Genomic DNA, 2993 nt, shown 5'->3' with positions numbered 1-2993 from the left:
GGGCCGTACCGGTTCGACGGCCGAGACCGTCACCGTCACTGTCACCGACGACGGTGGTGGCACCGACGACGGCGGTGGCACCGACGAGCCTGTCAGCACAGGATCGTTGGGCAACGCCTTCGGATCCTGACCCGACTACGATGCGCGTTGGTGCCGATGTGTCGCGCTCACGGCGGCCGCTTCCCTGAGGGTGCGGCGGCGGCAAGCAGGCGGGGTTGCATCGGGAATCCAGGCGCGCCCCTGGACCGGGGGGGTCTCACCGGCGGCGCCGAACAGGGTTGCCGGTAAGACGACTGAGCCACACGGTCCGAGGGACACGTGTGGCGCAGAACCGACTCCAGCAGATTTCACTGCCAGTATCGCGGTTCAGGTTTCGCTTTCGATCGCGCGTCTCTTTCCGCCGCCATCCCCCTCATCCCACCGGGTGCCGCTACCGTTCTGCGCGACCTTCTCGATGTGCTCCATCAACCACGGCTTGGGCCGATACCATTCGCGGCCATGGGCACCGGTAGCTCGAACTCGCTATGCCACTCGGTTTTCCACGTTCATGGTGCCGTGTTCTACCGCGAGCAGGGTCATCTCTGGTGGGTATGAACGCGGCCGGGCCGGGCAGGTTCGAAGCGAAGCCGATCTTGACGAACCGCCGGTAATTGTTTGTAGTGGCTGGCCGGCCCGTGCACGATCGACCCGGTAGTCCGCCACAGTTCACCGCGGACCGCCGCCGGGTCACGTCGACAACCCGAAGGATGCCGCCACCCTCACGGTCGGGGTGGCGGCATCAATCGGTGTCTACGGTGCGGGTGTCAGCTGAACGCGCTGCCCGCACCCGAGCCGCTGCCGGTCAACGAACCGAAATCGAAGCACAACGATCCGGCGCACTGATCGATGGCGATCACCGACACCGTGTCGTCACCGCTGTTGGTGACGTAGGCGAAGGCCCCGTCCGGGGTGATCGCCACCCCGAACGGGAGGGCCCCGACGGCGGGGATGGTCGTGGACACGGTGTTGGTGACGGTGTCGATCACCGACACAGAATCGGCACCGCTGTTGGTGACGTAGGCGAAGGCCCCGTCCGGGGTGATCGCCACCCCGACCGGGGAGGTCCCGACCGCGATGGGCCCGGCCACGACCAGGTTGGTGACGGTGTCGATCACCGACACAGAATTGGCACCATTGGTGGTGACGTAGGCGAAGGCCCCGTCCGGGGTGATCGCCACCCCGACCGGGTTGTTCCCGACCACGATGGGCCCGGCCACGACCAGGTTGGTGACGGTGTCGATCACCGACACCGTGTTGGCACCGTTGTTGGCGACGTAGGCGAAGGCCCCGTCCGGGGTGATCGCCACCTCCCGCGGGTTGGCTCCGACCGCGATGGGCCCGGCCACGACCAGGTTGGTGACGGTGTCGATCACCGACACCGAATCGTCACCATTGTTGGTGACGTAGGCGAAGGACCCGTCCGGGGTGATCGCCACCCCGTCCGGACTGTCCTCGACCGGGACGGTGTCGATGACGGTATCCGCTGCCGCGGTCGCCGCCCCCATACCGGCCATACCCAGCACCATTGCGAAAGTAGCGGTCAACCCGAGCACGAGACGTCGGCTGCGTCCCCTGACTATGGGGTAACCGCGAAAACCAGTGGGGTGATTCACATTTTTCTCCTGTCTCAGAGGAACAAAACGGATCAACCGTGCAGTGGAACACCTGGTGGTCGGATCCGACCATCAGCCCATCGGAGGCTAACAGCCAGATTCTGATCTCGATACGGAATCCGTCGGAACCCTCACGGCCACACGAGGCCGCACTAGGCATGATCGGACACTCGGACCTGTGGAGTTGACCGACCGGAGCTGATGCGCGGTGGTGCCGATGTGTCGGGCTCGCGGCGTGCGCTTCCCTGAGGGTGCGGCGGCGGCGAGCAGGCGGGGTTGCATCGGGAATCCAGGCGCGCCCCTGGACGGGAAGGTCTCACCGACTGCGCCGAACAGGGTTGCCGGTGAGACGACAAAGGCGCGAGGTCTGCATCTCTGCATAACACTCACGCCCAGGCGGAGCGTAGCACGCCCGGTGGCCGTTGCAGGTCAGGCGCTTTCGGGTGTCGACAACTTCCGGTGCGCTGCGACAACCTCACCCAGTCGCAGGATCGGAGATTTCCACTTGCCGACCTTGACCGTCCTCAGCGGCTTCACCGCCTCGGCGTCGACGAGGTACAGCACGCGACGCTTGGTGAGCCCCTCGACGCCCTTTGAACGGGCCATGTCTGCACACGCCTTCGCGTTGAGCTCCAAGCCGTAGACGAGCGCCTCGCCGTGTGGGTCCAGCGGCAGTCTCGCGTGATCCTCGTCGGGCCGGTCGCACGCCCGCCGGCACTGGCCCATCGCGTGCTCGATTTCATCGCGGGCCTCCTCGCAGCCCTCGGTCATCGCGAGACTGGTGACGTGTTCGGCCAGCCACAGCGCCGCACCCGCAGTCCCGGCAGGCCCTTGGTACGTCATCGCCCTGGACTCGCACAGATGCCGCACCCACGACGTGAGGGTGGACCTCAGAAGGTCGTGCTCTGCACGATCACCGCGTCCTGAATTGAATCTCCCCGGGGTGTCCGGACACTTCGCTTTGTGGATGAGAGTGAGAGTGATGGTCACCGGGCCGCCACCGAAGTTCCCCGGAACCTGGGGCATCCTCCAGGAAGGCCGGTCTGTGCACGACGACCTGTTGGGCTGCCGGTTCACGGGACCGCCACCGAGCCACGCCAACGAACCGCATGAGGCCGCCACCCTCACGGTCGGGGTGGCGGCCTCATGCGGCTTCACGGTGCGGGTGTCAGCTGAACGCGCTGCCTGCTCCCGAGCCGCTGCCTGTCAACGAACCGAAATCGATGCACAGCGAGCCGAGGCACTGGTCGATGGCGATCACCGACACCGTGGCGTCACCTTGGTTGGTGACGTAGGCGCGGGTTCCGTCCGGGGTGATCGCCACCCGGAACGGGAAGGTCC

General features: G+C 66.2%; 2 protein-coding genes. Both read right to left on the bottom strand.

The window, feature by feature from the left end; all coding sequences use genetic code 11:
* Positions 1 to 803: 803 nt before the first annotated feature.
* Positions 804 to 1652 carry a beta-propeller fold lactonase family protein gene (locus RM2_RS22890; RefSeq protein WP_245814110.1) on the bottom strand — a complete coding sequence of 283 codons (849 nt, stop codon included), beginning with the start codon at positions 1650 to 1652 and terminating at the stop codon, positions 804 to 806.
* Positions 1653 to 2081: 429 nt separating this feature from the next.
* Complete coding sequence (locus RM2_RS22885) at positions 2082 to 2678, bottom strand: hypothetical protein (RefSeq protein WP_072691744.1); 597 nt, start codon at positions 2676 to 2678, stop codon at positions 2082 to 2084.
* Between the last annotated feature and the right edge of the window lie 315 nt (positions 2679 to 2993).

Origin of the sequence: Rhodococcus marinonascens NBRC 14363, assembly GCF_001894885.1 — a bacterium.
Classification (GTDB): Bacteria; Actinomycetota; Actinomycetes; order Mycobacteriales; family Mycobacteriaceae; genus Rhodococcus_F; species Rhodococcus_F marinonascens.
The sequence above is the reverse complement of the archived record's forward strand: the minus strand, read 5'-3'. Positions and strand labels throughout refer to the sequence as shown.